This window comes from Tichowtungia aerotolerans (genome assembly GCF_009905215.1).
Taxonomy (GTDB): domain Bacteria; phylum Verrucomicrobiota; class Kiritimatiellia; order Kiritimatiellales; family Tichowtungiaceae; genus Tichowtungia; species Tichowtungia aerotolerans.
This window is the reverse complement of the sequence record NZ_CP047593.1, coordinates 2,685,195-2,706,681: the sequence shown is the minus strand read 5'-3', so window position 1 is coordinate 2,706,681 and position 21,487 is coordinate 2,685,195. Positions and strand designations below refer to the sequence as shown.

Annotated in this window: 13 protein-coding genes and 1 pseudogene; 3 read left to right on the top strand and 11 right to left on the bottom strand. The window is 51.7% G+C overall.

Translation table 11 applies throughout. From position 1 onward, the window contains the following. Positions 1-64: 64 nt before the first annotated feature. The 5 genes and pseudogenes from GT409_RS11010 to GT409_RS10995 form a co-directional block, all read right to left on the bottom strand. Positions 65-2,518 (bottom strand): alpha-ketoacid dehydrogenase subunit alpha/beta, encoded by a 2,454-nt coding sequence (locus GT409_RS11010; protein WP_160629139.1) that lies wholly within the window; start codon positions 2,516-2,518, stop codon positions 65-67. Between the two features lie 25 nt (positions 2,519-2,543). Continuing rightward, positions 2,544-3,908 carry a dihydrolipoyl dehydrogenase gene (gene lpdA, locus GT409_RS11005; RefSeq protein WP_408647962.1) on the bottom strand — a complete coding sequence of 455 codons (1,365 nt, stop codon included), beginning with the start codon at positions 3,906-3,908 and terminating at the stop codon, positions 2,544-2,546. 141 nt (positions 3,909-4,049) lie between these two features. Further along, positions 4,050-4,247, bottom strand: a pseudogene (locus GT409_RS16155) (biotin/lipoyl-containing protein); the annotation flags it as partial. 33 nt (positions 4,248-4,280) lie between these two features. Continuing rightward, a complete protein-coding gene (locus GT409_RS11000; protein ID WP_160629137.1) occupies positions 4,281-5,639 on the bottom strand; it encodes a dihydrolipoamide acetyltransferase family protein in 1,359 nt (452 codons plus the stop codon). A gap of 11 nt (positions 5,640-5,650) precedes the next feature. Further along, positions 5,651-6,406 (bottom strand): DeoR/GlpR family DNA-binding transcription regulator, encoded by a 756-nt coding sequence (locus GT409_RS10995; protein ID WP_160629136.1) that lies wholly within the window; start codon positions 6,404-6,406, stop codon positions 5,651-5,653. Between the two features lie 222 nt (positions 6,407-6,628). Here GT409_RS10995 and GT409_RS10990 point away from each other — a divergent pair, with 222 nt between their 5' ends. The 3 genes from GT409_RS10990 (at position 6,629) to GT409_RS10980 (ending at position 9,017) form a co-directional block, all read left to right on the top strand. Then, entirely contained in the window at positions 6,629-7,165 is a 537-nt protein-coding gene (locus tag GT409_RS10990; RefSeq protein WP_160629135.1) for a hydrolase, read from the top strand. Between the two features lie 147 nt (positions 7,166-7,312). Continuing rightward, a complete protein-coding gene (locus tag GT409_RS10985; RefSeq protein ID WP_160629134.1) occupies positions 7,313-7,645 on the top strand; it encodes a hypothetical protein in 333 nt (110 codons plus the stop codon). A 100-nt stretch (positions 7,646-7,745) separates the two neighbouring features. Next, complete coding sequence (locus tag GT409_RS10980) at positions 7,746-9,017, top strand: PEGA domain-containing protein (RefSeq protein WP_160629133.1); 1,272 nt, start codon at positions 7,746-7,748, stop codon at positions 9,015-9,017. Between the two features lie 499 nt (positions 9,018-9,516). Here GT409_RS10980 and GT409_RS10975 read toward each other — a convergent pair whose 3' ends face one another. The 6 genes from GT409_RS10975 to GT409_RS10950 form a co-directional block, all read right to left on the bottom strand. After that, on the bottom strand, positions 9,517-11,370 hold the full coding sequence (locus GT409_RS10975; protein ID WP_160629132.1) for a sulfatase: 1,854 nt from the start codon (positions 11,368-11,370) through the stop codon (positions 9,517-9,519). Positions 11,371-11,412: 42 nt separating this feature from the next. Further along, positions 11,413-12,906, bottom strand: coding sequence for a sulfatase family protein (locus tag GT409_RS10970; RefSeq protein ID WP_233231534.1), 1,494 nt, complete (start codon positions 12,904-12,906; stop codon positions 11,413-11,415). Positions 12,907-12,983: 77 nt separating this feature from the next. After that, positions 12,984-15,884: a hypothetical protein gene (locus tag GT409_RS10965; RefSeq protein WP_160629131.1), complete on the bottom strand. Its 2,901-nt coding sequence runs from the start codon at positions 15,882-15,884 to the stop codon at positions 12,984-12,986. Positions 15,885-16,024: 140 nt separating this feature from the next. Further along, on the bottom strand, positions 16,025-16,678 hold the full coding sequence (locus GT409_RS10960) for a response regulator (RefSeq protein ID WP_160629130.1): 654 nt from the start codon (positions 16,676-16,678) through the stop codon (positions 16,025-16,027). A gap of 5 nt (positions 16,679-16,683) precedes the next feature. Beyond that, positions 16,684-19,317 (bottom strand): sensor histidine kinase, encoded by a 2,634-nt coding sequence (locus tag GT409_RS10955; RefSeq protein ID WP_160629129.1) that lies wholly within the window; start codon positions 19,315-19,317, stop codon positions 16,684-16,686. Positions 19,318-19,363: 46 nt separating this feature from the next. Further along, on the bottom strand, positions 19,364-21,469 hold the full coding sequence (locus GT409_RS10950) for an alpha-L-rhamnosidase-related protein (RefSeq protein ID WP_160629128.1): 2,106 nt from the start codon (positions 21,467-21,469) through the stop codon (positions 19,364-19,366). Positions 21,470-21,487 lie beyond the last annotated feature (18 nt).

Below are 21,487 nucleotides of genomic sequence, written 5' to 3'. Positions count from 1 at the left end.
TATTCCATGTCTTTCAGTGCTTCGTAATGCGCAACCGGGTTACGCATTACGAAGCAGTTGGTTGTTACACACCTTTGCGGGTGATGCGAAGCAGCTCACCGGTGGTGTAGTTGTGTGTCGGCACATGACCCGGCAGCGGAAGAATCCGCTGATGGATTGCGTCGATCATCCAGCTCGGCTGCGGGTAGTAATCTTTTTCCATTTCCGCCGCCGGAGAGATCCAGTTTTTGGCACCGATAACGACCGGCGGTGCATCGAGGTAGTCGAAGCAGAGCGTGGTGAGGTTGTCGGCGATGTTGTGCAGGGCGCTTCCGCGTTCAACCGCGTCGGAGGCAAGAACAACACGACCGGTTTTCTTCACGGACTCAACCAGCTTGTCGTAGTTGAGCGGGTTGATGAAGCGCAGGTCGATCAGTTCGGCTTCGAGGCCGTACTTTTCTTTCAGCTCTTCAACCGCTTTCATACCGCTGTAGAGAACCGGACCAACAGTGATGATGGTCAGGTCTTTACCCGGGATGCGCACAGCCGGTTCGCCTTCCGGTGTTTCGTAGTATCCTTCCGGAACGCCGTCTTTTTCGAACATTTCGCCGATTCCGTAGGTTTTCTGCGATTCGAAGAAGACAACCGGATCGGTTCCTGCCAGCGCGAGGTTGAGCATACCTTTGGCATCGCAGGTTGTCGCCGGGTAGTACACTTTGAGTCCCGGAATGTGGTTAACCATGGCACTCCAGTCCTGAGAGTGCTGCGCGCCGTATTTGTTACCGACGGAAACACGCAGAACCAGCGGCATTTTCAGGATGCCGGCGGACATGGACTGCCATTTGGAAATCTGGTTGAAGATTTCATCACCGGCACGGCCCATGAAGTCGCAGTACATCAACTCAACGCAGACGCGACCGCCGCTCAGGGCGTATCCGCAGGCGGAGCCGACGATGGCGCCTTCGGAAATCGGGCTGTTGAACAGGCGATGGTACGGGATGGCTTCGGTCAGTCCGCGGTAGCAGGCGAAAGCTCCACCCCAGTCGCGGTTTTCTTCACCGTAGGCAACCATGGTCGGGTCGGTGTAGAAGCGGTGGATCATCGCTTCAAAGATACCGTCACGGTAGGTATAGAGCTTGTTGGCCGAGAACGGTTTTCCGTCCGCATCAAACGCATAGCGCTCTTTGCGCTTCAGCTGTTTCACGCGGGCATTATCTTCCATTTTCTCGAGCACTTCCGGCTCGCGGTCGTCGAATTTTTCGACTTTGCCGTTAGAGTACATCACGTCTTCGATGAGGCTGATGTCGGTGTACGGAGAAACCGCCGGGTCAATCGCCAGTTTCATGGCTTTGCTGACTTTGGCGACCACTTTTTCTTTCATCGCAGCCATCTGTTTTTTGGTCAGCGCTTTGTTGCTGAACAGATATTCACCGAAGGATTCTACGCAGTCTACGCTTTCCCACAGTTCCATTTCCTCTTTGGTGCGGTAGGAGGACGCGTCGGACGGAGAGTGACCGGACAGACGGTAGGTCACGACGTCGAGCAGTGCCGGACCTTTACCTGCGAGCAGGTTTTTCTTCTGACGCTCAGTGGCATCAGCAACCGCCAGCGGGTTGTAACCGTCAACACGTTCTGCGTGCATCTGTTCCGGGTTGATACCGGCACCGATACGGGCAACCATGTCATACCCCATGGTTTCACCGCGGGTCTGACCACCCATTCCGTACTGGTTGTTCATGATGTTGAACAGAACCGGAGGAGAACCGAATTCGCCGTCCCACAACTCACGGTACTGGTCCATGGCAGCCATCCAGAAACCTTCCCAGACCGGGCCGCAACCGAGCGATGCATCACCAATATTGGCGATCACGATACCGGGTTTGCGGTTGATCAGTTTGAAGAGAGCCGAACCGACCGACACATCACCGGAACCGCCGACGAGTGCGTTGTTGGGCATGGAACCGAACGGGATGAAGAAGGCGTGCATCGAACCGCCGAGACCTTTGTTGAAACCGGTCTGACGGGCAAAAATTTCAGACAGCGTTCCGTAGAGAACGAAGTCTTCAGCCAGATCTTTGACGTCTTCGTGGGAGCCGTCTTTGATCACGCTGAGTGTGGACCCCCCGAGAAAATCTCCCATGATGGAGTTCAGCTTTTCGTCTTCCAGCTGATAAACAGCGGACAGACATTTAGCGAGAATTTCACCGTGCGAACGGTGGGAACCGAAGATGTAGTCGTCGGTATCGAGGTTGACCGCCTGACCAACCGCTGCGGCTTCCTGACCAATTGAAAGATGGGCCGGTCCGGGATGGTTGTATTCCATTCCTTCGTAGGAACCCTGCACCTTGATCTGGTTAAGCATGGTTTCGAACTCACGGATCATCAGCATGTCGTAGTACATTTTGACCAGACGTGCTTTCCCGTATTTTTTCACCTCTTCTTTGTAGTCCGGCTTGTACTGCATAACCGGAATCGGCTTGAAGGTGATCTTGCCCGGCTTGCGGGTTTCCTTGGGACACACTACTTGATTTTTTGGCATCTTAATTCTCCTGATTTAATTCTGTTTAAAACTGGAACATGGTTGAACGAATGACTTCCCCGACCGTCGGGTGAGGGAAAACAATTTCCTGGATATCGGCAATTCTCAGCTCGGCTTCGATCATTGCGGCTGCGCCCCAGATGATTTCCGAACTGTAGGCGCCGAACATATGCACTCCGAGAAGCACATCGGTTTCAGCATCCTTAACCACCATGACCTGACCGGGACCTTTCTTGCCGTTTTCGGCGAGGAACCGTCCGCTCATCATCAGCGGCAGCGAAGCGGTTTCGACTTCGAAACCGGCTTCTTTGGCCTGATCTTCGGTCAGTCCGCATCCGGCGATTTCAGGCATGGAGTAAACCGCCCACGGAATCGCATTCATACGGAAGCGGTCCGGACGGCCGAGAATTGTGTTCAAAGCAACTTCACCCATGCGTGTGGCAGAATGCGCCAGCTGGGATTTACCGGTGACATCACCGATCGCAAAAACGTTCGGCAGGTTCGTGCGCATCTGCTCGTCGGTTTTAATTCCGCGGCGATCAAAGTCGAGACCGGCCTCCTCAAAGCCCATGCCCGTCAGGTTCGGCGCACGGCCGACCGACATCAGCACGACATCCGTATTGATCGATTTTTCTTCACCTTTTTTGTCCACGTATTTGACGTCGTGTCCATCGATCGCCGTTACGCGGCAGCCGAGGTTGAAATCCACTTTGCCCTTCAGCGCAGCGCGGAAGCGTTTTGCCTGCCCGCGATCCATGAACGGGATAATTTCGTCGAGCATCTCGATGATGTCCACTTTGACGCCGAGACTGCTGAAGAAGCTGGCGAACTCGATCCCGATGACACCGCCACCGATCACGACCAGTGATTTCGGCATCGCTTCGATACTCAGGATTTCCTTACTGGTCATTACATGCGGCTGATCCGCTCCCGGAATCGGCGGAACAAACGGAGACCCGCCGGTGGCGATTACAACATGGGTACCTTCATATACCGTGCCGTCCACTTCCACCTTGCGGGAACCGAGCAGTTTGGCTTCACCGTTCAGAACCGTCACCTTGCTGCGTTTCATCTGCCCGGCGATCCCGCCACGCAGCGTTTCGATGACTTCCTGTTTCCAGGACATCACTTTTTTCAGATCAAAGCTGACGTCGCCGACATTCACTCCAAATTCCGGAGCCTCTTTAGCGTGTACGTAGTGCTTGGCAGAGTTGAGCAGTGTTTTGGTCGGGATACATCCCCAGTTCAGACAGACACCGCCAAGAAACGCTTTCTCGATCAGCAGAACTCTCTTTCCGTGGTGACCGGCCTTTTCGGCCATTTCGTAACCGCCCGGTCCTGCACCGATGATAATGATATCGTATTCAGCACCATCCGCAGCAGGCTGCAAAGCAACCGGCTTCGGAACTTCTTTTTTAGGAGCCGGCGCAGCGGCCTCCGGCTTTTTCTCTTCCACAGCCGGAGCTGCCGGCGCGGCATCCGCCGGACGCATTGCGGAAATATCCTCACCGGATTCACCGATCGCGGCGATCACTTTCAGCACTTCCACATCGGCGTCGGCGGGATAGAAAATTCCCAGCACGGTACCGGCAGCCGGAGCTTCGACCTCGAAGGTTGCTTTGTCGGTTTCCACTTCACAGAGCGCCTGACCGGCAGTGACGACATCGCCCTCTTTCACTTTCCATCCGATAATGATGCAGGACTCAACACTCTGGCCCTGTCTCGGCATTAAAACTTCTGTAGCCATGATGTTCTCCTTTGATTAGCCAGCGAGGGTGAGTTCAAAAGCAGCCAGTTTGGTGCGCAGGCTTGCGATGAAGCGGGCCGCCGGCGCGCCGTCGGCTGCGCAGTGATCGAAGGTCAGTGACAGTCCCATGTGCGGAACAAAGTCTGCGCCGCCCTCTTTGTTCATCACCGGCTTCATCTGCACATTGCAGACACCGAGGATTCCGACTTCCGGGGCGTTGAGCACCGGCGTAAAACTTTCGATTCCCATGGCGCCAAGGTTGGTGACCGTAAAGGTTCCGCCTGTGAGCGCGTCCGGATCGATCGTACCTTCTATACAGGCTTTTGCCAGACGTTTGGCTTCGGCAGAGAGCTGCTTGAGCGTCATGGCGTTGGCGTAACGAATCACCGGCACCATCAGGCCGCGCGGCGTATCGACGGCCATTCCGAGATGGACATTGCCGAACTCCACGATTTTGTCGCCCAGCATGTGAGCGTTGAGTTCCGGGAACTCCATGAGCGTTTTGACAACGGCATAAAGAACCACGTCGTTGATCGTGATGCCAGCCACACCGGCTTCTTCCGGAGCGGCTTTGCATTTTTTACGGTACCCGAGAATCGAGCGGGCGTCGACCGACGAGTTGAGCGTCAGCTGAGCAGTGGTCTGCAGCGAATTCAGCATGCGACCGGCAACCACTTTGCGAACACCTTTGACCGGGATTTCGGTAACGGCGCCCGGGAAGTCCATAGCGGCAACGGCTTCGCCGACCGCTTCCGGAGCAACCGAAGTCAGATCGGCCAGCGTAACGCGTCCTCCAAGCCCGGTTCCAATGCTTGGAATTTCGATACCTTCAGCGGCGGCTTTCGCGGCGGCAGCAGGCGTAATGGCGACCGGCTGCGCGGCGGCAACGTCGCGTTCAATCACGCGACCTTCCGGTCCGGTACCGGCCAGAGCGGAAACATCGACGCCCTTCTGTTCAGCCAGTTTTTTGGCGCGCGGCGAGGCTTTGCCGGTCGGTGCGGAAGATGCAACGGCAACCGGTGCCGGAGCAGCGGCAGGAGCCGGCGCGGGTTTTTCCTCAGCTTTCGGCGCTTCGGCGGGAGCTGCGGCAGGAGCAGCTTCTGCATCAGCCGGACGCATGGCAGAAATATCTTCGCCGGGCTCGCCGATCGCGGCGATCACCTTCAAAACCTCGACATCAGCGTCATCGGGATAAAAAACTCCGAGCACAGTACCTGCAGCCGGGGATTCAACTTCAAACGTTGCTTTGTCGGTTTCAACCTCACAGAGCGACTGGCCTTCCGTGACCACATCCCCCTCTTTTACATGCCAGCCGATGATAATACAGGACTCGACACTTTGTCCCTGTCTCGGCATTAAAACTTCTGTTGCCATTGATTTTCTCCTTAGGACTTAATTACATTTACATTCGCTTCGATTAATTTCTCTTCAAAATCTCTGTGCAGAAAGGAATCCGTTACGAGCGTATTCACCCGCTCAAATGGAAGAATCTTTGCAAACCCGGCTGTTCCAAATTTAGAGGAATCCGCAACCGCGATCACCTGATCGGCCTGATCGGCCATTTTGCGGACAAAGTCGGCACTTTCCACGGAATTGGCAGTAAAGCCCTGCTTTACAGATGCTCCATCCACACCGATAAACGACTTAGCCACATGAAACTGGGCAATGGCCTGCAGGGCGAGCGGACCGACCATTCCTTCTTCTGAAGGGAGAAACTCTCCGCCGACCAGCGTTACGCGCAACTGCGGGTTGGCGCGCACATAGGTCAAAAGAAGAGTATTGTTGGTGACAATGTGAATATCGCGCTTACCGAGAAGGTATTTTGGAATCAGTGCCGTGGTGGTCCCGGCTGTAATAATCACCGTATCGCCGTCATTAATCAGCTGAGCGGCCGCGCGGGCCATGGCGGCTTTGATGTCTTTTCTGGAGCGGATGCGCTCCATGATTTTCGGATGAAAGGCAGGCATCGCCCCACCGTGCGTACGAACAATAAAGCCTTCTTCTTCAAGCGATACGAGATCAGCGCGGGCCGTAACCATCGTTACGCCGAATTTCTTCGCCAAATCAGACACACTGATCCTGCTGTCTTCCGTCAGCAGGTCAAGAATCATCTTTTTTCGTTCGGTTAAAGCAGCCGCCATAGACGCCCCTTTCCTTTTTATTTTAAAACGCTTACTTTATACCTTTGTTTTAGCTTTCGTTTCAATATTTATTTTCTATTTATATGCTATTTTAGGTCTATTTGATTGTGATGAGCGGCTGTTCAGGCGTTTTTTCAGTCATAAATTCCAAACATTGGAAACTGGTGAAGAGCCAACCGACTCGCGTATAGTGTCTTTGAATTTTACGAATCGAGGAATCACATGCTTAAAAGAGACAACGCCATACTGGTTTTTATTGATGTGCAGGGAAAACTCTCGGAAGTGGTCGACGGCTCCGAAAAGCTGTTCAAAAACCTCCACCGCCTGCTCGCAGGAATGAAAGCGCTGGACCTGCCGGTTCTGGTGACCGAACAAATTCCGGAAAAACTAGGCCCCACCCGCGAAGAATTTCAGGAATTCATCACAGAACCGCCAATAGCAAAGAGCGCCTTCGGATGCTGTGGCGAACCGGAGTTTTTCCAGGCATTGGAAAAAGCCGGACGCAAACAGGTGATCCTTTGCGGCATCGAAACCCATGTCTGTGTCTACCAGACCGCTCTGCAGCTGATGGAAAGCGGTCATAAGGTGTATGTGGTTGCCGACGCAGTTTCATCTCGCGACCCGGAAAATAAAAAGATGGCCCTGAAACGCATGGAACACGAAGGAGTCCGAACCATCGGAACCGAATCCATTTTATTTGAACTGCTGGGCGATGCAAAAGATCCGGCATTCAAATCCATTCTGCAAATCGTAAAATAGTATACTCGACCACTTTCTCGTCTGGCTGCTCCGGGCATTTTCTTTCGGACTGATCAAGACTACGAAGACGCGCTGGTTACCGTCTTTACGCCGATTTATGTTACCCTGACCAACGATTTTTTTGAAAACCGCTTTGCTCCGCAATCCTTGTTTTCGGTACTGCCGGCGGTGGCCGGCGGAATCATTATTAAATACAGGCAGCCTGGATCCGAGGAGCCGCGGATCGGCATCACGCTGATGCAGGCTGCCAATCTCTGCTTCGCATTCGGACATATTTTTATCGTCGAACAATGGCAGCACTGCCGGATTGCCCGACGCACCAGCGCCGGTAGTCCTGCCGTGTTCAACAACCTAAAAATTCCGATCGGCATTCTGGTTTCTGTGCTGATTTTCCACAAAAAAGCAAACTGGCTGCGGTTGTTTGGCGGCGGACTGCTGATGATCATTGCGCTGGTTCTAAACAAGTATCGAAGGAAGTAACTGTATCAAGATCTCTTTTATTAGATTTCTCATAGTTTGACTTTCCCTGTTTGTTTGCAGTATATGTCTCATGTATGTTTTACAAAGACGTAAGGAGACTATGATGACAAAGAAAAATGCTTTCCGAATTGCGAACCTGATTTTAACGCTGGCCATCACCCTGACTGTCAGCGGATGGATTCCCTTTACTGCTCCAGTTACCATCAACAGTTCGCCGGAAGGCGCACCGGTATTCAAAGCCGGTGAAGAAGATCCGATTGGCGTCACTCCTTTCCAAACATACGTGTTCCTGCTGGACAAAGAGCTCGAAATTCGTCTGGACAAGTTCTATACCGAATCGATCGTGCTGAATTACGACTCCCCGGAAGACCTGTTCTTTGAACTCCGCCCCCAGCCTGTTCTGGTTTACACCAAACCCAGTGCCGAAATTTATGAGGCTGATTCCGGAAAGCTCGCAGGTGACACTCCTATGGACGTTGAGGTATTGGTTGATGAAGCCCGCGATTATGTCATTAAGAAAAAAGACTACTACGACCAGAATGTCACCATCAGTCTCGAAACGCAAAATCCGCAGATCTTTGAGCTGAAGCATCGTCCTCTCATCACCGTGTCCACCGCACAGGACAACGTCGAAATCTACGAAAACGGTTCTTTCGTTTCCAAAGCACCGATGACCGAAGAAATTTCCAAGCCGCGCACCTTTGAATTCCGCAAAGATGGTTACTTCAGCAAAACCGTCAGTCTGACTCCTGCGCAAACGCATGAAATGTCTTATAAAATGTCTGTAGAGCTGAATCCGCTTCCGGTTATTGAAATCAAAGCCACCCCGGCCTCTGCTGAGATCTTCATGGCTGGCGACAACAAATCGATTGGAAAAGGTTCCGCCAAAGTTAAAATTGCAGAAAAAACCAGCTTCACGGTTAAAGCAGACCGTTACTATGAAGAGTCCTTTACCGTTGAAGCAAAATCCCAGCTGGCTACAGTCAATCTGGAAGCCATGCCATACGTAATGATCACCAGCTCACCGTCCGGAGCAAAGGTGACCATGAACGGCAAATCAATCGGCACCACTCCGGTTGAACAGCTTATCGAAAAACCGGTTTCAGTTGAACTGACCAAGGAAGGGTATCTCCCGCAGACGGTCACCCTCGACAGCAACGACCTGCGTCCGATGATTACACTCGAAGAAGAACCTCCGCCTCCGCCACCGGAGCCTGAAACAAACGCCGCCCCTGTTGTGGTTGAAGAGGTTGTCGAAGAGCCGGTAGTCGCGGAAAGCACAGGGCTCTCCCCTGCCGTAATCGGCGGCATCGCTGTTGCAGCGCTCGCACTGATCGGGATCATCATTGGATTCGCCAAGAAAAAGAAATAAGCTCAAGCCTCTTTTTCTTACACCATAACCCCGTTGATTGACGGGGTTATTTTTTTGTTCATGTCATTTGCGGGAAATCGAATGCGGAGCTCCTCTGGAGCAACTCAACATCTTCCCAACGCATTCCTGGACGTTTTCAGCCAACTTGTGCAGCTTCATGCCATCGAACTTCTGCTTCTCCAAGGCTGCTTCCGCTCTTCTCCTGAGCATGGATAGTGTCCAAAATCTTTCGTACTTTTCTTTTGGTTTTCCGCAAACGTCGTTCTTCCGCTGGCCGACCTTTGGGCTCCGGCCGGCGAGACCGTCTACCGGTTCCCGGTGATCCAGCACAATTTCGATAATCTCTTTCGTGGTATCTCCCGCCGTCTTTTTGATCTCTATCGATGCGGTCCTTTTCTGTGCTGGTACAGCAAGCTGGCAAGACCAACCGCTTCCTATTCAAATACGTGGAAGATTCACTACGCCATATCTGCACAGGAAACTGTCCCAAGGGAAGCTCTTAACGAAATTCATATGACATCATCTGCGTTCCGTCGGGACTCAACATCCGGGCGTTCCGAATTTCAAGCAGGTCCCCCGGTTTTTCAAAAACAATCCGCAAACCTCTCAAAACACTTTGATAATCCATCTGAACACGGAACGTTTTCCAGTTCTCAGGAACCGCCACATCCCTGCTGCGCGATGCGTCAAACTGATCTTCAGTTCTGGATTTCCATTGAATATTGACCGAGGCCTGGTTTCGGGAACGAGCCTCGAACTCAAAAACCGCACAGCTTTCAGCCCACGGGACACAACGGGTCGAAACCGTAAAGCCGGGGCATTCGGCCTTCAAAACCATGGCACTTTCAGAGACATGTCCATCGCCCTTTTCATCGTACCCCCAGACATCAATGGTCCGTCCGTTATAGGCCGGGTTTTTCAGCGGTTTTAAAGCGCCGCTTTGCTCATAAAAAGCGTCAAGTTTTTCCGACATCGCCTGCACCCGTTCCGGAAAGGACGCAGACTGGTCCCGGGACTCCCCGATGTCATCAGCGAGGTTGTAAAGTTCGTATCGGTGTGAACCGTCCGGATTATCAAACCAAAAACGAAGCAGTTTCCAGTTTCCTTCCCGGATTGATGTATTCGGAAGATTGTGAGTCTGACAAATGTGATGTGACCAATCGCAGATCAGAGCTTCCCGTTCGAACGGCTCCCCTTTCAGTGCGGCAACATAACTGACACCATCTATATGATCTTTGGGCCGCAACGGAAGCCCGACCATTTCGAGCAATGCAGGATAATGATCCACCGTTGAAACCACCGAATGGCTGACGGAACCGGGCAGCGTAACCCCGGGCCACCGCACAATCAGCGGAATGCGCACCCCACCCTCGTAATTATTACCCTTTCCGGAACGCAGAGGCTCATTGTTGGTTGCGGCGGTCCCGTCTGCCGTGTTGTACATGTTGCCGCCGTTATCAGAAGTAAAAATAACAATAGTGTTGTCAGCAATTCCGTTGTTTTCCAACGCATCCAGAACCCGTCCAACACTCTCGTCCATCACCTCAATCATTGCCGCCATAGTGGGTCCGTGCTGAGGGTTATTTAAACCCGCCTTTTTCCTCCATTTCTCAACCAGTTCAGGTTTTGACTGGATCGGGGCATGGACATTATAGGTCCAGAAACACATGAAAAACGGCTCATGACTATGACTGTCGATATATTCCACTGCGCGATCGGCAAGATAGTCATCAATATGTGTATCCGGCGAAATATCGTCCGGAAGCGTATCTGCACTCCAAGGCGGAAAAAACTTTCTGGTCCCGTCCCTGCCCGGCGGTCCCGCATGCTCGCGGCCGCCGACAACAAATTCAAACCCATGCTCTTCCGGGAAATGCGGAGCACTGCCCAAATGCCATTTTCCCAGAAATGCCGTGGAATAACCGGCGTCCTGAAATGCCTCGCTCAACGTGTAATAGTCCGGCGACAGGAAATTAACAGAACTCGGGCTCACGGCGCGAACATCCGGCAGATGCTTTGCTCTGGGAGCGTGAAGATGAACGCCTTTCTGATGTCCGGAAGGAGCGGTAAACCCGGTACGTACAGGGTACTGACCGGTCAGGATACTGGAACGCGTCGGAGAACAGGTTGGGTTTGCAGCATACGCATCCGTAAACAACATTGAAGATGAAGCCAATGCATCGATATGCGGACTTTCATAAAACGTACTCCCATAACACCCCAGATCCCGCCATCCCAGATCATCAACCACAATAAACAATACATTTGGCCGGGAATAAACTTCGCTGCCGAACGAATTTACAGAAAGAGCTGCACAGCCCAGACATACCGCAGCATGCTTTATTCGATTCATTCTGAATTTCTCCTTAAAAACATCTTCAGGATCACCGCCATATTATCTCAAATACGGAACAGTCCCCGATTCATCGACTACATATCCCCACTGGTCAATGTAGTCCATCCCGCAAAGAAAACGGTCATCCGTTTCTGCCAGCTTTCTCTGCAAGAGCTCCTCGAAACGTTTCTGCAGCGGCACCGATTCAGGATTCCCTATCAGATTATTCATCTGATAAGGATCCTTATCATTGTCAAACAGCAGCCATGGCCCGCGCAAATCCCGCACATAGGTGTACCGGGCAGTCCGCACCCCGCGCCACTCCTTTCCGCCGCGGGCAGCATTCCACTGCCCGAACGAATGAACATTGGCGATCAGCACAGCCTCCTCCGGAATCTCCCTGCCGTTCATTTCCCGCACACGACTTTTACCCTGAACGGAAGATGGTGACTGAATTCCGCACAGGTCCAGCAGCGTCGGCATAATATCGGGCGTATTGATTGGCGTCTTAACCGCCCGTCCGCTTTTCCCAAATCCTGGATACTTCAGAAGAAACGGAACACAGGCAGATTCATCATACGGCCACTGTTTTTTCCAGAGACCGTGCGAACCAAGCATGTCGCCATGGTCAGACGTAAAAACAAAAATGGTATCCTCTTCCAGCCCCGCATCACGAATAGCGGTCTGCAACCTGCCTACACAGGCATCCAGAGCACTGCAATGGGCATAATAACCAGCCATGATCCATCGGGTCCGTTCCACCGGGTCCATGCGGGCATATTCGTCCGACCCTGCAGGGCGAATAAACTTATCCGACTCCGGCACATTGGGCAGCAATTCCAGTTTTGCCCAATCATACATTTTTTGAAACTTTTCAGGGGCCGTCATATACGGAGCATGAGGCGGTCCCCATGACAAAAACAGTACAAACGGATTTCCGCGGTTACTTTGGATGTACTCTATGGCGTGAGTGGTCTGATCATATGCATCATAACCCTTCCACATTTTTATTTCCGGATCCTCATTATCATAATATTCAGAAGCATTATAATTGTGAGAACATTCCAAAGCCTGCCAGAACTGAAAACCCTGCCGCCTGTCTTTCGGGATAAATGCACTGCGCCCATGCCCATCCAGGTGCCACTTTCCTATATAGCCGGTATTATATCCGGCAAGATTAAAACAATCGGCAATCGAAGGCCCATCCTGCTCAAGATAAACATCATTAACAAACACCCCGTGTTTCAACGGATACTGTCCCGTAATCATCGACGCCCGCGCCGGACTGCACACAGGACAGACTGAAACCGCATTTTTAAAATTAAAACTCTCTGCCGCCAACCGGTCAAAATTCGGGGTCTTGACATTGGGATCCCCGGCATATCCCATCGCGGAGGCGCGCCACTGGTCTGCAAAAACAAACACCACGTTCGGCCGGCGTTTTTCCAGAGCCGCGAAAGCCTGTGGCAGCATGGCTGCGCCGCCGGCCCCGGCAACACATTTTATAAAATCCCGCCGGGGTATCCGCCGGGCTGCTTTTTTTTCTCTTCTCACAATCTGATCCTGTCCAATATTCAAACCTGGCCGCTCAGCTCTCCAGATTTACGGAGAACTGAGCAGATCCATTTCTGTTATCTTTCAATCACCCGGAAATAGCGTGCATCTTCCGAAACCGGCAGATTCGTGCAGGATTCAACATCATAGACTTTTCCCGGGACACCGTTCCATGACAGATCCATTATGCCTCCGTTCATAGATGCCTGAACGAACGGCCGCGCCAACAGATCGAGAGCAGCAACGTCGTCAGAATCAAAGACGTTATTGCCGTCGACATCAAAATCGGACAGGTTCAGATAATCCAACGCTTCCGCTGCGGAATATCCCAGTTCAATCATAGCATTCTGGCGTGCTGCGGCATCATCACCGCCATTACCGGCCAGATACATGGTGGCAAGAGACACATCATCCTGCGTTATAAAACCGTCCCGGTTCAAATCTCCGGCAAGCGGAATAAACGTCAAGGAAACGGTGCCGACAAACAATTGCGATACATTGTCAGCATTGTTTACATCACTCGAACTGACATTCGGGAAGCTGGGAATCGCCTCCGTATTCACCGACTCGAAAACAACATGCAAAGGTCCGCCTGCCAGATCCGATCCGTTGACTGTAACTGTCTGAACATCGACACCCTCCGCATCGGGAAGATTGGTTGCTGAAAGCTGGATCACCGAAGACGAAACAGCATCTTCCCAGTTTGAGCCGTCCGCACCGGATATAATCGCAGCACTGAAGGTTGTGGAGTCGTTATCTTTCGGATCAGACGGATTCAGGAATGCGTCAACGGAGAAGACATAGGTCAGATCCGGGTTGATCGTTATTCCGTCAAGACTCTGCATCATGCCATTGCGATAACCCATTGAAGAATTCAGGGTAATAAGACCTGATGTAATATTGATACCTGTACTGAGCTTATCTGTTCCATCCAGCGTATAGATGCTGTTATCGTCATCGGCATTCACCGTTCCGATTTCAGACGCCAGATTATTCGGATCGTCATAATAATGGGACCAGCCGACCACCTCAGCACTGCGTCCATAGTATCCATACCAATCACTCAGGGAACCGGCAACCGGCCAAGCCGGCCCACCGTCATCCGGAGTCGGATTCGCCACCGATGTGAAGTCGCCATTAATCATCAGACTGAAAGGCTCTCCCAGAACCGCAAACGGTACCGGCACACTGTCTTTGAGAGCAATCATCACCTTAAGCTGCGCAAGCTGACAGACGTCATTTGTCCCCGTCCGGAAAGCACTGAACGAAGTCTCAGCGACGTCCCCTTCCGCAAGGCTATAAGGCAAGATGGCTACAGCTGTGGTTGCCGGAGCGTCAAAGCTTTCACCCGCCACTGTTGCCGTGACCTTTGTTGAGTCATTGGCATCCCCATTTGCGTCCCGCCAGCGAACAGAAAAACCGGTCAAATCCACTGTAAAAAATGAAGTAATATCCTTATTTGATGCATCCAGCACACGAACCGCAAAGTCGAAACCTTCGCCGGCATCCCACCACAGGTCATTGCCTCCTCCGGTCACGGTAACCCCAAACGGACCACCCGTGCGAACGGTCGCTCCGTTCTGAGACACCATGTCCACCTCAAGCGTTGCTGCCCCGCCAAGCCCTCTATTGGAAATATCGAAAGAATAGGCATAGTTGGTCGTTGTTCCGTCCGGCAGTGCCGATGGCGCAACACCATCGGAAAAACCCTGTGTATTCAGAGACGAATCAGTTCCGAAATTCGCAACAACCGGCATCGGCGGAGACGGAAGGACTGACAGCTGAACATTATCAATGCGTGCAATCTCGCCGCCGACAGCCGTACCACTCGAAAATGCAATGAACAGCTCTTTACCCACACTGGCGGATTCAACAGAACCAATCCCCGCTAAAACAATATTCGTCCAGGAAGCAGTCGATACTCCTTTCGTAAAACTTCCGGACCAGATCTCGGTTAACGTACCGGTTCCCAGCGCAGTCCCCACGGTATTGTTGTCAGACGTAAACAGTGCTACTTCAACCGTATCATCAGCATCCCAGCCGCTGGCGTTGAAAAAATCAAAACTCAGATTGAACATCCCGCTGTCAGAAAATTGAACTTTATATTTTGTGTTCAGGACCGAGCCCCTGTTCAGTGCTCCGTCGGCATTGCGCGCCCCAATCTCCAAAGAAATGCTCCCATCTGTTGCGCCTGCAGTCGTATATGATTTCTCGATATCCTTGGAAATTCCGGACAAGGAGCTCACGACATTCGTTCCTCCTTGCCAGAATCCAAGACTATCCTCAACATTTGCTGCAATTTGATCTCCGTTTTCATCAAACTCAAAGCTTCCGTTACTCTGATACGAGTCATTCAGGTAGTCCGCATCGACCACGATCGACGCATTTGGGTTCACAATATCAAACTGTAACTGTGCGAACTGAGCCATTCCTGCTTCAAGACGCGCAGCCGTGAATGAAACCTCATTTGTTTCTCCATCAGGCAGATCGATTGGCACCATCGATCCCAAAGTATTCGTGACTGTTGTTCCAGAAATTGTGGCAGTTCCTGCAACAACCCAACGCAAACAAACTCCAGTCAGATCTATCAGAAAGTCTGAAGTAACATCTTCCGATGTCGCATCCCGGATTACCACATCAAAAGCCAAATCTTCCCCGAGTTCCCACCACAGAGCACTGGTTCCTCCATTCACGGCGATCCCGTTCTGCCCTCCACCCGTGAGGGTTTCTCCGTTCAGGCTGTTTACAAAAATTTCAAGAGATTCGGCACCGACTCCAAGCCCAGAGATATCATAAACAAACGTGAAATTGGTAGATGCGTAATCCACCACCCATGATGCGGGATCAAGCCCCCCGCCATAGCCTTCGGTCACTCCCAGCTCAGCCTTCTGCCCAAGGTCCGTCACAATCTGAACCGCCTCCGCGGAAACGATGATCAGAAACACAAATACACCGGCAAACCGTTTTGTCACTCTCATCCCTACTCCTTGGTTTTCTTTTTCTGCAAGACTGAAACACTCAGCTCAACCGTGTGATATTGGAACATAGGAATTACAAGCTAACAATCTATGAGGATTGTAGTTCTTACTACAACATCTTGTAGTGAGTCAGAGGCAAACTATTTAAGAAGTCCGAGGCGAAACGCCTTCCCTACAGCACCCGATGTGGAATGAACCCCCAGCTTGCTGTACACACTGCGCAAATGATAATCCACGGTTGTTGTAGCAATTGATAAGCAGGAAGCGATTTCTCCGCGACTGGCGCCATCCGCCAGCATTTCTAAAATCTCAGACTCCCGATCAGAAAGATTTTTTTCCGTTTTGGAAGCAGGCATGATTTTCAGTGAATCGAGCACAAAAGGTGTCACAGCACTGCTCAACGGAATGCCTCCAGATACGACCTCATGAATATGCTGAACAATTCCATCAAACGGCTCGCTTTTCAGCAAATACCCCGCCGCTCCGGCACGCAGCGCATCAAACACCGTTTTGCGATGATCCGCAACAGTTATAACAATCACCTGCGAAGCCGGGGACAGCCTCCGCAATTCAGAAATGGCCTGCAGGCCATTTGTTCCCGGCAGGTTCAAATCAAGCAGAATAATTTCCGGAAGTTCCAGCTCATCAAATAGCTCCCGCACTTCGTCATAGCTGGCAAAAGACCCCGTGCATTCAATCGTATCGACCAGCTCCAACAAATCGGTCAATTCCCGACGGTAGTCAGGATTGTCTTCGATAATCCACAGGGAAACAGATGTCAATTTTTCCGCCATATCATTCAGGTCCTCACACGAACGGTTACTACAGTACCCTCTCCCGGCGCTGATTCTATATTCAGTTTTGCTCCAAGGCGACTTGCCCGGCGCTGCATGCTGTTAAGGCCGAGATGCGGCCGCCTGTGCTGTCGCCGCAACTCCTCATCCACGGAAAAACCTTTACCGTTATCACTGACAGTAATGCAGAGCACTGGCCTTTTCCATTGAATGGCGACTTTTATCTGCGAAGCATCCGAATGCTTCGCCGCATTGTTCACAATCTCCTTAAACAAAAACAGCAGGTCCCGTTTAAACTGAACAGCAACGGAAGACTCAGGAATCTGTTTAAGCGACGTAACCTCAATACAGAGCTGTTCAGGCGGAATGCGCAATTCACTCACATCCAGCAGCTTCCCTACCATCTGGCGCAATGAATCGGTTTCCGAATTGGTAAACCAGAGGACATCCGCCAGTGAAGACTGCATCTCACCGGCAATTCGTTCAATTTTACCGCTTCTCTCATGAACCTTAGGGTCCTCTGACACTTTGCATAAATATGTTGTTGCCAGGGAAATCGCGCTCATGCGGCTGCCAATATCATCATGGAGATCCGTTGCTATCTGCTGTCGAAGCCGCCGGGCATGCCGCCGCTTCTGGATAATGGCATTCAGCGCAACCGCTGTCAGTGAACAGATGAACAACACCAGCACGGTCCATAACAGCGCTCTCTGGTAAATTTCTTTTCGGGATTCCAGCATTTGCTGTAGTGCTTCAACTTTTCCCAACCGTCGGCTCAACGAACTGCGCCGCCCCAAACCATCCAGCCACTGAATCATCGGAATAATTTCGGCACCGTCCGACAGTCCGTCCGTCAGGAGATACGAATCCGTATCCGATCCACTGACCTTCACGACAGCATCTTTTCCATAGGATTCGGTCAGACCCCGAAGCCCGATCTCACCCATGGCAAAAGTCTGCTTTCCTTCATGAAAAGGCAGCTGATCAAACACAAACCGAATCCATCGAATCATCTTTGAGTGACCATGGAACCGCAGCACATTGTTGCCGGGGTTCGGCAGGCTGGACTTAAGAAATGTTTCTATGGGAACCCGTTCCCCGGCTGATGACTCTACAAATGTTTCAATCTGAACAGACTCCGGAAAGCCAAATCCCGGAACCACAATTCCCTCTGGAGGCTGAGCCGGATAAAGTACGACCAAATCGATCTGTCTGTTGGTCTTCAAATCCAGATCAACAATATAGGGACCGTCGAATGACATAGGAAAGCGCCTGATGAAATCTTCAGCGACATAAGCCTCACGGGAACTTCGCAGCACCGGCAGCCCATAACCGGTTTTCTGATCATTTAAAAAACCGGAACTCCAGAACGGAGGAGACTCAAAACTGGAAGACGCCGTAACGTTCAGAACTTCGCTGATGAAGTAACGGGCAGAAACAAACAGTTCATCCAAAGCAAAATACTCCAGTCCCCCCTCGACCTGCCCGCGATACACTTCCAATACAATACGTTTCAGGGAAGAATCCGTTCCGGGAAACCGGGCGGGAAACCGGTCCGGGTCCGGATAATCGCTGTCGCGCCAATCTGCCAGCACAGTTTGTTCGTCATTCTGGTCAAAACTGACAATCCGAAACCGCAGAGGAAATCCGTATCCCGGCCTATTCGGCGTCCGGCGGTCCGCTGCCGGAATCAGGTAAAGTTCCAAAAAGTTAAAGGGCAGCTCAGACGACAGTTCAATGGTCCATCGAGGCTCATCCGGAACAGTATCCAGCGCAGGCAGATAACTGCTGTGATATCCATACGCATCCAGCTGCAATGAATCATCATAAATCGGAAGAAGTGAAAGCTCCTCGCGCAGGCACTCCGCTTCTCGATCCATTTTTTTCAACATCTGCTGAATTGAAAAAAAAGAAAGATCATTTGCAGTCCACGTCTGCGGTCCCTCAGCAAACAGTTCATCGACCGAAATGTCAGCATCATCAAAAATTTTGACATTAGCCATTTCAACCCGATAACGAACATCTTTTCCTCGATTGAGGCCCAACACGATCTCATTCAGACAGGAAGGCACACCGGCGGCCTCGATGACCGGATGTCCAACGGCTTCATCCTGTGATGTGCAATAGATTTCCGTTCGACCGGTTTCATTTACACGCCGCAGTACTGCATGATGCCAGATTCCACCCGCGTGTACCCGTTTACCCGGCCAGTCAGGAAGACGCTTCGTGCCAATCCGTGTCCCGCGGCAATCCCTTACAGGAACCAAAATCCCCTGTTTCTCCGGAGCCGGATCTGTATGGGATGAAAAAAAGTCCAGATGCGGAAATCCAAGAAAAGCCCGGTCCGTACGAAACCAGAAAGATACAGTGTATGCCTTCAGCGCACCGGGACCGGCAGCCTCCAACCATGACTGGACCTGAGTTCCACCCGGGAAAACCGCCGTACCTTCCACCGCATTCAGTCGAACACTCTGCAAAGACGCATCATTTGCCTGCACAGCATGAAGCGCATATGCTTCTCCGACTTCATTATCCAGCAGGTCGCCGTCTGAAAAATTATAGTGTGCAATCAGCTTCGCCTGCACAGGCAATACTGCACAGACCAGAATTAGAAACATATAAAAAATATGCACAGCCATGATTGTCTAATATACACTCTGGCAAAACATGTTTCAAAACAAAGACTCACATCGCGTCAGCAACATGCCGGGCAATCAAAACACAGATGAAGGACGCAAATCCATGATTGCAGCTGGAGCGTTCATCATCGCGTTCCCAAAGAGTTCCGGTTCGATCCGTCATTCCGATAAAATAACGTTTCATTTCGTCAATCAGCCGTCGCCCCTCTCCAAATCGAGACAACAGATCCATACGCAGATAGTAGCCGATGAAGGCATTGGCAGGATACACAAAATCGTATTCTCCGCCCGCCCTGCGGTTGGGGCCGAACTGCTCCAGCAGAATGTTCCAAAGACTGGAAAATTCATCCGGGGTCGCTGTCCCGCAGAAAAAGGCATAGTATTGACAGACCTCGGTGCATTCGCCGGAGGGCTTTAATACACCGTTCTCATCACGCACGGAGTTGTCGACAAAAAACGTTCCGTTAAACGACTGCTGCCGGACCGTCTCATGAATTAACGCCGCTTTTCCCGCCAGCTCATCACGACCGTAGAGACGGGCTGCGCTTTCAAGCATGCGGGCATAGAGCATATTAGTCGGATAATTGACATCTTCGGTCAACTGATTGGCTTTCGACCATTCGATAAAGTTCCAGGACGGCAGTTTTTCGAGCATCCCGTCGGAATTTTCAAAACCCTCCAGATACCCAAGAATGCCGGCCACTTTCGGTTCAAAACGGTCAATCATGTCACGGTCGCCGGTTCGCTCCAGATATTCTTCCAGCTCCAGAACAAGCCACATGACCCACTGCGGAATATGCCTGCCGCCGAGATGCTCGGAAGGGTAGCACATCGGCAGCATGCCCTGCGGAACATCGCCGAACGATTCGGGCAACAGATAGTTTTCCAGAAAATTGCGTTCGATCTTCGAGCTGCCGCACAGCAGCTCTTCGGCGCGGCCGGTAAAAAAGCTGTCACACAGCCAGCCGGCACGTTCACGTCCGGGACAGTCCATATAGATATCGACCGCATTCTGCCGGAACGTCTGTCGGCCGGCTTCGAACAGTTTGACGAGATCCGGATCACCGCTCTCTAAACGATATTCCGCTTCGGGGTTGACGTACTCCCGGATGCCTGCGGCTTTGATTTCGGCCTCGCCATCGAGCAGCAGAATTTTCAGATAGCGAAATGTGTAAGGCTCCACAGATTCGAGGGCGTATTCGCCCGGCTGAAGCTCATAATAGACAAAATTGAGAGACGTGTTGCGCGAGAGGTCAATGTCGTCATTGATCAGCAGCTCATCAAAAGCAGCAATAACACGCACCGGTTCCACACACTGAATACTCAACCGTACAAACCCGGAACGGTTGCTGCCGAGATCGAGAATTTCCCATCGGCCACCGTCCCCGCCGGTACAGTCACAGGCCTGCCAGACCTGCAGCAGATCGCGCTCAAACTGCTCCGGAAGGAAAGATCCCAGATTTTCATAGCGCGGATCGCTCATCCACCAGTAAACGGAACGGTCAACCGGCTTTTCCCGGTACGAAACTGTACCGGAAGAAATGACCGACAAAGTTTCCAAGGTCTGGAAATCAGAAACAGCCACTCCGCGCGACAGCAGTTTCTTTTTTTCTGAAACAGCACAGGCAACAGATTCCGCCCGGAAATCAACCGCTGTGCGCCATGCATCCCATCCGGGAGTCAATGCATAGGCTTCGATATATGGGCGCTGAAAACTGTAACGCTCAACCTTCTGGATGCGATCCGACAGACGAAGCGTATCAAACCCCGCTCCCCCGGTTGCCGCCGCGACTTCCCCGTCGACAGTCAGCTCTGCCTGCAGAAATGACATTTGATTGAGATAGGCAAAACTGTTGCAGTTATAGCCGACCGCCTCGATCGCCAACAGATTGACGCCCGCGACAAGCCGTCCAGATAAATCCAGTTCATCCACCCGAAAATACCCGTGCGGCCCGCGGGCCGGACCGTGCTGAATAAATTTCCCGTTCAGGAATACCCGATAGATGGTCGACCCAGTCAGGTGCAAGGTAACGCTGGCAGTTTTTTCAACCACAGAAAAAACTGCACGAAACCCGACATGGATATTTTTTTCCGTTTCAATTCCTATCGGCCAAATCGGCTGAGCCTGTTTAAATCCGGGATACTTCTTCATAATCTCCTCCCTCATACG

Excerpts from the sequence above, each read along its gene's own strand:
- GT409_RS11010 (WP_160629139.1), bottom strand. The coding sequence starts at position 2,518 with ATGCCAAAAAATCAAGTAGTGTGTCCCAAGGAAACCCGCAAGCCGGGC.
- GT409_RS11000 (WP_160629137.1), bottom strand. The coding sequence starts at position 5,639 with ATGGCAACAGAAGTTTTAATGCCGAGACAGGGACAAAGTGTCGAGTCC.
- GT409_RS10995 (WP_160629136.1), bottom strand. The coding sequence starts at position 6,406 with ATGGCGGCTGCTTTAACCGAACGAAAAAAGATGATTCTTGACCTGCTG.
- GT409_RS10990 (WP_160629135.1), top strand. The coding sequence starts at position 6,629 with ATGCTTAAAAGAGACAACGCCATACTGGTTTTTATTGATGTGCAGGGA.
- GT409_RS10980 (WP_160629133.1), top strand. The coding sequence starts at position 7,746 with ATGATGACAAAGAAAAATGCTTTCCGAATTGCGAACCTGATTTTAACG.
- GT409_RS10975 (WP_160629132.1), bottom strand. The coding sequence starts at position 11,370 with ATGAATCGAATAAAGCATGCTGCGGTATGTCTGGGCTGTGCAGCTCTT.
- GT409_RS10965 (WP_160629131.1), bottom strand. The coding sequence starts at position 15,884 with ATGAGAGTGACAAAACGGTTTGCCGGTGTATTTGTGTTTCTGATCATC.
- GT409_RS10960 (WP_160629130.1), bottom strand. The coding sequence starts at position 16,678 with ATGGCGGAAAAATTGACATCTGTTTCCCTGTGGATTATCGAAGACAAT.
- GT409_RS10955 (WP_160629129.1), bottom strand. The coding sequence starts at position 19,317 with ATGGCTGTGCATATTTTTTATATGTTTCTAATTCTGGTCTGTGCAGTA.
- GT409_RS10950 (WP_160629128.1), bottom strand. The coding sequence starts at position 21,469 with ATGAAGAAGTATCCCGGATTTAAACAGGCTCAGCCGATTTGGCCGATA.